The sequence below is a fragment of the Roseomonas sp. TAS13 genome, assembly GCF_001950415.1.
Classification (GTDB): Bacteria; Pseudomonadota; Alphaproteobacteria; order Acetobacterales; family Acetobacteraceae; genus Roseomonas; species Roseomonas mucosa.
Map to the genome: position 1 here is coordinate 1 of NZ_BDLP01000215.1, position 7,664 is coordinate 7,664.

Consider the following 7,664-nt stretch of genomic DNA (forward strand, 5'->3'; position numbering starts at 1 on the left):
GACATCGTCGAGACCGGCAACGATAGTTGGCGATTCAAGAACCGCGCCTGAACGCCCCCTCAACACACCTCACAAGAGGGTCCCTTTTGCGTGCCGATCTGGGGTCCCAATTCAGTGCCGATTGACACTTAGGGCTCGCAGCGGTTTATTCGCAGAGCGAAGCCTGTTCCAGACGAACCCGCCAGTCGCTCTTCTGTCCTGGCACGAGCAATTCATGGCATGGTCTGGACAGGCGGGAGAACCGAAGAAAAGAGCCGACGATGAGCCTCAGCCTCCCGGTCCGCTACACCCCTGGCGTGGAGGATATCCAGCCCGGCGAGCAGGACACGATCCAGGATCTCAACGAGGCCTTCGACACCATCCTGGAGACGACGGCGAAGGACTACGGCCATGCCGTCCGCTCCGTCCATGCCAAGGCCCATGGCATTCTCGAAGGCAGGATGGTGATCGCCGCTGGCCTTCCGCCGGAGCTGGCGCAGGGCCTTTTCGCCAAGCCGGGCGAGCACAAGGTCTATATGCGGATCTCGACCAATGCCGGCGACATCCTGCCGGACGCGATCTCCCTGCCACGCGGCATGGCGCTGAAGGTGCTGGATGTGGAAGGCGAGCGACTGCCCGACGCCGAGGGCAGCACCCAGGATTTCATCATGGTGAACGGGCCGGTCTTCCAGACGAAGACCGCCGACCAGTTCCTGGGCAACCTGAAGATGCTGGCCAGGACCACCGACCGGATGGAGGGCACCAAGAAGGTCATGTCCTCCGTGCTGCGCGGCGTGAACACCGCCCTGGAGGCCGTAGGGGTCGAGAGCACCAAGGTGCAGTCGCTGGGCGGCGCGCCCAATGTCGATCCGCTAGGCGAGACCTATTACAGCGTCACGCCATTCCGCTATGGCGACTATATCGCCAAGTTCAGCCTCGTTCCGGTCGCGCCGGACCTGTTGGCCCTGAAGGGCAAGGAGATCGATGCCTCCGGCCGGCCGGATGCGATCCGTGAGACGATACAGGGCGAGATGAAGGGCATCGACGGTGTCTGGGAGTTCCGCGTGCAGCTATGCCGCGACCTGGAGGAGCAGCCCGTCGAGGACCCGACCGTCGTGTGGGATGAGGAGAAGGCACCTTCCCGGACGGTCGCCACCATCACCGCGCCGCGGCAGGACAGCTGGGATGCCGCCCGCGTCCAGGCCGTGAACGAGGAAATGCACTTCATGATCTGGACCGGCCTTGCCGCCCACCAGCCACTGGGCAACATCAACCGTGCCCGGCGCGAGGCCTACAGGCATTCGGCCAGGTTCCGCGAGCGCTTCAACCGCTGCCCGATCCATGAACCGGGCGGCGGGACAGGCGCCTGAGCCTTCCGGAGGGCCTTGCCGCATCGCGTGGTGAGGCCCCTCCCGATTTTCCTCTCCTCTGACCAAGGAAGCAGAGCCTTGCGCGCAGCCCCCTTTCCACCCGACGAGATGCCGCCCGGTATCAGGGCTCTTCACGAAGACATGGCTAGGGAGATCAAGCAACACCTCAAGGGCTTCGTCTCGAAACGCGCTGACGGCGCACTCGTGGGTCCTTTCGCGCCGATGCTGCGCTTTCCGCAGTTCGGAGAGGCGGCGTGGATCTATACCAAGGCTCTGATCGAGAATTCCAAGCTGCCCCGGTCTGCGCATGAGGTGGCGATTCTCGTCACCGGCGCGGCCTTCAACTCTCGCTATGAGCTCTATGCCCACGAACACGTCGCCGATGCGGCTGGCCTGACGCCGTCCAAGATCGCCGCCATCGCGGCAGGCCAGCGCCCGGCCGACCTTACGGAAGAGGAAGCGGCGGCCTATGACGTGGCCGCGGTGCTCGCTGGTGGCCGGAATCTTCCGGAAACCACCTATCGCCGTGCGGTTGCGGCTTTCGGCGCGGAACAGACAGCGGAACTGATCTATCTCGTGGGTGGCTACTGTCTGGTTTCCGTGCTGCTCAATGCCTTCGATATGTCAGTTCCTGGCCGCGAAGAAGGCCTGCCTCAGGGCTGACCTTGCCTGTGGCCCCTGACGCGGGTGCGCCCTCCCTCCGCTCCCGTTCCTGCGTCAGTAGCCGGTGCCGGAAGCCGGCGCCCCTGTGAGCAGGGCCACGCCGGAACTGGCGCCGATCCGGTTCGCGCCGGCGGCGATCATCGCCAGAGCCGTGTCCCAGTCGCGGATGCCGCCAGAGGCCTTCACCCCCAGCGCATCCCCCACGATCCCGCGCATCAGCCGCACATCCTCCACCGTGGCACCGCCGGTGGAGAAGCCGGTGGAGGTTTTCACGAAGTCGGCCTTCGCCTCGGCGGCCAGACGGCAGGCGGTGCGCTTCTGCTCGTCCGTCAGCAGGCAGGTCTCGATGATGACCTTCAGCACCTGCCCTTCGCAGGCCTTGCGCACCGTGGCGATGTCGTCGCGCACCTCGTCAGCCCTGCCGTCCCGCAGCGCGCCGATGGGGATCACCATGTCGATCTCGTCGGCGCCATGATGCACGGCGTTTGCCGTCTCGGCGGCCTTGTCCCGGGAGGTCGTGGCGCCCAGCGGGAAGCCGACTACGGAACAGGTCTTCACCGCACTGCCGCGCAGCAGCCGCGCCACCAGCGGCACGTTCACCGGATTGACGCAGACCGAGCAGAACCCGTGCCGCAGCGCCTCCTCGCAATAGCGGCGCAGTTCGGCCGCGCCTGCTCCCGCCTGGAGCAGCGTGTGATCGATCAGCGGGGCCAGCTCCTCGGGGCGGCGCGGCAGGGCGGTCGGCTGTGTCTTCACTCTACGTCCTCTGTGCCGGGCCGTGCGATCCGGGTGGGTCAGCCCGGTGACTTTCAGTCTCCAGATTCTGTGAAAATCGTCACATCATGGGGCCACATGTCAAGGCCCTCCGCCACGAGGAGAAGGATCCAGGACAATGCGGCGATGGGCGAGCCGCGCCGGGATGCCGTGGCTTAGCGATACGGCGGCACTTGCCACTTCCTCCATGCCCCTGCGGTGGGACCTTTCGCAACCGCTGCAAGGGCTAGCCTTGCCGGAAGGGCGTGTGCTGCTGCAGAGCGGCTCGTCCGGCAGCAGATGCATGCCGACCAGTGCCGCTATCGCAACCTCATTTCCGGCTGACGGCGGCGAACGCGCAGTTCGTCAGAAGACGGCGCTACCCTTCGGCACGTCGGAGCGCGGGGAGAGGACGATCACCTCACCTTCCATGTTGCGCGCACCGAGGATCAGGACCTGCGACTGGAAGCCGGCGATGTTGCGGGGCGCGAAGTTGCAGATGCACACGACGCTGGTGCCAACGAGGTCTTCCGGCGCGTAGCTCGTGATCTGCGCGCTGGACCAGCGGATGCCGAGGTCGCCCAGATCGACGGCGACCTTGTAGGACGGGTTGCGCGCACGCGGGAAGGGCTGCACCTCGACCACCCGGCCGACGCGGATGTCGAGCTTCGCGAAATCATCGTATTCGGCCAGCGGCTTGGCCTCGGCCTGCACGGCATCGGTCATGGGATATCCCTTTGCTCAGGCCGGGGAACGGCCGGCGGCCGTGCCCCGGGATCGTTTGGAACTCGCTCGGGCGGAGCAGGTCAGGCGCGAAGCTGCTCCTGATGTGCCTTGACCAGATCGGCCATGCTGTTGAACTGGAAATCCACATGCGGCATCGTGCCGGGGTTCATGGTGGCGCCGAAGCCCTGGTCCTTGTGACGGCGATAGATCCAGCAGGATGCCAGGCCGAAGGCGTTCGCTGGCCTGTGGTCGTGGAACATGCTCTCGGCCGTGTGCAGGATGTGCTCCTTGCCGATCTTCTCGCCACCCAGCCCCGCGCCGAGGCGCTGCAGCATGTACTCGAAGTTCCGCGGGCTCGGCTTGTAGGAACCGGCATCCTCGGCGGTGATGATCGCGTCGAACTCCACCTGTAGGCGCTTGTTGCTGGCGGCGAAGCTGGCGTTGTCCACGTTGGACAGGATCACCAGCTTGTAGAACTTCTTAAGGTACCGCAGCGCGCCCGGCGAATCCTCGAAGGCCGGCCAGTTGCCGACCGACCGGCCGTAAGCCAGGCATTCCTCCAGGGTGACCGGCACGCCCCATTGTTCCGCCAGGCGCTTGTAGACAATCGGCAGCAGCTCGGCATAGGGCCGGGCCGGGGTCTGGATCTGCTGGGTGGATTCATGGAAGGCGTGCGCCTCCAGGATCTCGTTACGGCCGAGAGGACGGCCGACCTTTTCGGTCAATGGGCGAAGGCCCTCGATCATGCCGCTTTCCCAGTCGATCAGGGTTCCGTAGCAATCGAAGGTGAGAACCTTGAAGTCGGTGAGGCGCATGGGGAAACATCTCCTGCTGAACGGCGAGGGCGTTTGATACCCCGAGCGTAACCCGGCCGGGCTGCAATGAAACACCAGCCGGGTCCTTGCATCCCGCAGATGTCGCGGCGGAACGCGGACGCCACAGAATCATTTGCTGCATGGCGGCACGGCGTCTCGCCGGTGCGGGGTCGGGCGCCGCCGGGTAGCGATCGCCCGCCACGCCGTTCCGGCCCCGCTGGCCTCTATACGGCGGCCTGCTGCTTCGCGGCCTTCGCCACGAAGTTTCTCGAAGGCAGCACGCGGCCGATATCCATCCCATAGGCACCGACGAAACCCGGAAGCGATTCGCCCATCGCCAGCGCCGCCGCGAGCTGCGCCGCGCCCGGTGCGCCCATGACGCCGTTGCCGCCCTGCCCGGCCAGCCAGTGGAAGCTGGCCTCGTCAGGATCGGGGCCGATCACGGGCTGCTCGTCCGCCGCGAAGGTGCGAAGCCCGGCCCAGCGGCTCACGATCCGCCGCACCTTCATGATCGTGGCATTCTCGATACGGTCTATGGCGAGCGCGACGTCGTATTCGTCGGGCGCGGCATCGCAGGCCGGGCACGCCGTCTTGTCCACGGGCGAGACCATCACATGGCCTGCCTCCGGCTTGAAGTACCAGGTCTCCGCCACGTCGAAGGTCATCGGCCAGCTCCGCACGTCGGAACCCTCCGGCGCCTCGAAGGTGATCGCGGTGCGGCGATAGGGTTGCAGCCCCTTGGGACGGATGCCGGCGCGCGCCGCCACCTCGTCCGCCCAGGAACCGGCGGCGTTGACCACGCGGCTGGCGGTGAACTCCACGCCCGAGGTGCGGACATGCCACACTGCCGTCCGGCGCTCTAGCGTCACGGCCTCGGTGGACATCAGGGTCCGCAGGCCGCGGGCCTTGCCGGCCCGGACATAGCCCTGGACCAGCGCATCGGCGTCGATATCGGCACATTCGGGCTCGTGGAGAGCGAGCGTGAAGCCGTCTGTCCGGACCGTGGGCGACAGCCGCGCCGCCTCGGTCGCCGGGAGGAGGCGGCAGGATACGCCACGGCGCTTCAGCTCGGCCTCATCGTTGCGGAGCGAGGCTTCCTGGTCCCGCGTGCCGAAGTAGAGCGCGCCGATCCGGTGCAGCAGAGGGTTGGCAGCGAAGCCGGGCGGAGGCGCCTTGAAGAAGGGCCGGCTGGCGGTGACGAGGGTCTGCCAGCCCAGGGGCCCGTAGTTCTCGGAGATGACGGCGGCGGAACGCCCGGTGCTGTGATAGCCGAGGCCCGCCTCGCGTTCCACCAGGACAACGGGTCCGAAGCACGACAACTCGTAGGCCACCGAGGCTCCGGCCGCGCCTCCGCCGATCACAACGGCCTCGAAATGCTCCATCCTGCTCTCCATCGTTCCGGGACGCGCATGGGCGACGGCGCTACACGGGCATGGCCTGCGCCGAGCCATGCCGCAGCCCGTGCCCGATGCTAGCACCGGCCGCAGGCAGGATCGGCCGAACACCGGGGCCGCGACGAAATCTCCTGCTGCGTGTCGCCGCGGGCCAGCGGATATCCGGCGGGCACCAGGGGTGCGGAGCGGTTCGCGCCGTCGCCGCCGGCCGGGCGGGTTGCGCTTGGCAGGGTGCCTCTCTAATGTCGCGCCGAGTTCGACGGTCGGCTGAGCCTGGCCTACTCGACAGGAAGCCACTCCCGGACGACATACATGGCGCCAGGCACTCCAAAGCTGGACCGCATCGACCTGAACATTCTCTCCTGCCTGCAACAGAACGGCCGCATCACCAACCTGGACCTGGCCGGTCAGGTGGGACTGTCCCCCAGCCCTTGCCTGATGCGTGTGAAGCGCCTGGAGAAGGCCGGCTACATCACCGGCTATGGCGCGCATATCGGCATCCAGAAGCTCGGCGACACGGTGACCATCTTCACCGAGGTCACGCTCTCCGACCACCGGAGCAGTGACTTCGTGCGTTTTGAGACGCGCATCCGTGCGATCAACGAGGTCATTGAGTGCCACCTCGTGAGCGGAGGCTACGATTATCTCCTGAAGTTCATGGCACGCTCCATCCAGCACTATCAGGACACGATGGAGTATGTGCTCTCGCTGAACATCGGCGTGGAAAAGTACTTCTCCTACATCGTCATCAAATCGATCTTCTCGAAGCCACTGCCGGACCTGCACGAATTCTTTTCTGCCGTCGAGTGACGCCGCTCCCGGCGTCACCCGTGTATCCTGGCCTGCTGTTCCAGCACCGCGAGGAAGGCCAGCGCGGCAGGTGCGAGGCTCCGTCGGGACTGGGTGACGACGCCGATCTGCCGCCGCATCACCGGGTGCTCGAGCCGGCGCCAGACCAGGTCGAGCCGCCCCAGGAGCGGCATCGTCAGTCGCGGCAGGGCGGTGATGCCCAGCCCCGACGCCACCAGATGCCCGGTGGTGCCCAGGAAGGCACAGCCGTAGAGCGGCGGTATCGCCAGCCCGGCCTGGAGGAAGGCTGCATCGGTCATCTGCCGGACGCTGCTCTCGGGCGCCATGGCCACGAAGGGCCTGCCCTCGAAGGCCGACCAGGGCAGAGGTGAGCCGTCGCCGGCCAGCGCATCGTCGGGGCGGCAGACCAGGCCGAACTCGTCTGACACCAGGGGCCGATAGGACAGCGTCGTCCGCGGGCTGGGCCGGATCGTCAGCCCGATATCGGCACGGCCCTCGGTCACGACGTCCAGCACGGAGCCCGAGAGGCCGTCCAGGACCGCCACTTCCACATCCGCGCGCCCCTGGCGGTACTGCGCGATGGCAGGCGGCAGCAGGACCGCGGCAACCGAGGGCAAGGCCGCCACCGCGACACGCCCGCGCCGCCCTTCGATGAAGCGCCCCAGCTCGCTGAAGGAGCTGTCGAACTCCGCAACGAGGCGCTCCGCGATAGGGCGCAGGTCCTGCCCGGTGGGCGTCAGCGCCACGCTGCGGGTCGTGCGGTCGAACAGGCGCGCACCGACCGTTTCCTCCATCTGCTGCACCATGCGGCTGAGCGCCGGCTGCGACACGCCCAGTTGCCGCGCGGCTTCGCTGAAGCTGCCGGTGCGGGCGAGTTGCAGGAAGGCAGAGAGCTGCTGAAGGTTCAGATTTATGCGCATATGTTATGGATATATAGGTTGCCTCCATCCTTCGTCATAGACGATTGCTTCCCCATGGACCGCCCCTTCGAGAATGGCGGCCTGGGAGGAAGCATGCTGGCCATCTTAGAGCGCCTAACAGAACCGCCTAATCTGGCCGAGGCAGACGAGGGCGCAGGCGAGTGTGGTGAAGGCGAGGTGGATGTCGGCGCGGCGCTCGTAGCGGATGGTCAGGCGTCGGTAGCGGGCGAGCCA

8 protein-coding genes and 1 pseudogene are annotated in these 7,664 nt (G+C 66.6%); 3 read left to right on the forward strand and 6 right to left on the reverse strand.

Annotation, left to right across the window (positions count from 1 at the left end):
- The first annotated feature begins 260 nt into the window (after positions 1–260).
- Together ROTAS13_RS15715 and ROTAS13_RS15720 are read left to right on the forward strand one after the other, a co-directional pair.
- Positions 261–1,349, forward strand: coding sequence for a catalase family protein (locus ROTAS13_RS15715; RefSeq protein WP_019462048.1), 1,089 nt, complete (start codon positions 261–263; stop codon positions 1,347–1,349).
- A 78-nt stretch (positions 1,350–1,427) separates the two neighbouring features.
- Positions 1,428–2,012 (forward strand): carboxymuconolactone decarboxylase family protein, encoded by a 585-nt coding sequence (locus tag ROTAS13_RS15720; protein WP_202801213.1) that lies wholly within the window; start codon positions 1,428–1,430, stop codon positions 2,010–2,012.
- 54 nt (positions 2,013–2,066) lie between these two features.
- Here the strand turns inward: ROTAS13_RS15720 and deoC are convergent, their stop codons facing one another.
- From deoC to ROTAS13_RS15740, 4 genes are all read right to left on the reverse strand, one after another.
- Positions 2,067–2,768: a deoxyribose-phosphate aldolase gene (gene deoC, locus ROTAS13_RS15725; protein ID WP_019462050.1), complete on the reverse strand. Its 702-nt coding sequence runs from the start codon at positions 2,766–2,768 to the stop codon at positions 2,067–2,069.
- A gap of 363 nt (positions 2,769–3,131) precedes the next feature.
- Positions 3,132–3,491, reverse strand: a complete 360-nt coding sequence (locus ROTAS13_RS15730) for a tRNA-binding protein (RefSeq protein ID WP_019462051.1) — start codon at positions 3,489–3,491, stop codon at positions 3,132–3,134.
- An 80-nt stretch (positions 3,492–3,571) separates the two neighbouring features.
- Entirely contained in the window at positions 3,572–4,306 is a 735-nt protein-coding gene (locus ROTAS13_RS15735) for a haloacid dehalogenase type II (RefSeq protein ID WP_019462052.1), read from the reverse strand.
- A gap of 224 nt (positions 4,307–4,530) precedes the next feature.
- Positions 4,531–5,688, reverse strand: a complete 1,158-nt coding sequence (locus tag ROTAS13_RS15740) for an FAD-binding oxidoreductase (protein WP_019462053.1) — start codon at positions 5,686–5,688, stop codon at positions 4,531–4,533.
- Positions 5,689–6,012: 324 nt separating this feature from the next.
- Between ROTAS13_RS15740 and ROTAS13_RS15745 the strand changes: the two genes are divergently transcribed.
- Positions 6,013–6,510 carry an Lrp/AsnC family transcriptional regulator gene (locus ROTAS13_RS15745; RefSeq protein ID WP_019462054.1) on the forward strand — a complete coding sequence of 166 codons (498 nt, stop codon included), beginning with the start codon at positions 6,013–6,015 and terminating at the stop codon, positions 6,508–6,510.
- Positions 6,511–6,524: 14 nt separating this feature from the next.
- On the opposite strand, the gene ROTAS13_RS15750 is transcribed toward ROTAS13_RS15745, so the two are convergent.
- Positions 6,525–7,430: a LysR family transcriptional regulator gene (locus ROTAS13_RS15750; RefSeq protein ID WP_019462055.1), complete on the reverse strand. Its 906-nt coding sequence runs from the start codon at positions 7,428–7,430 to the stop codon at positions 6,525–6,527.
- A 114-nt stretch (positions 7,431–7,544) separates the two neighbouring features.
- Positions 7,545–7,664, reverse strand: a pseudogene (locus ROTAS13_RS26385) (IS5/IS1182 family transposase); the annotation flags it as partial.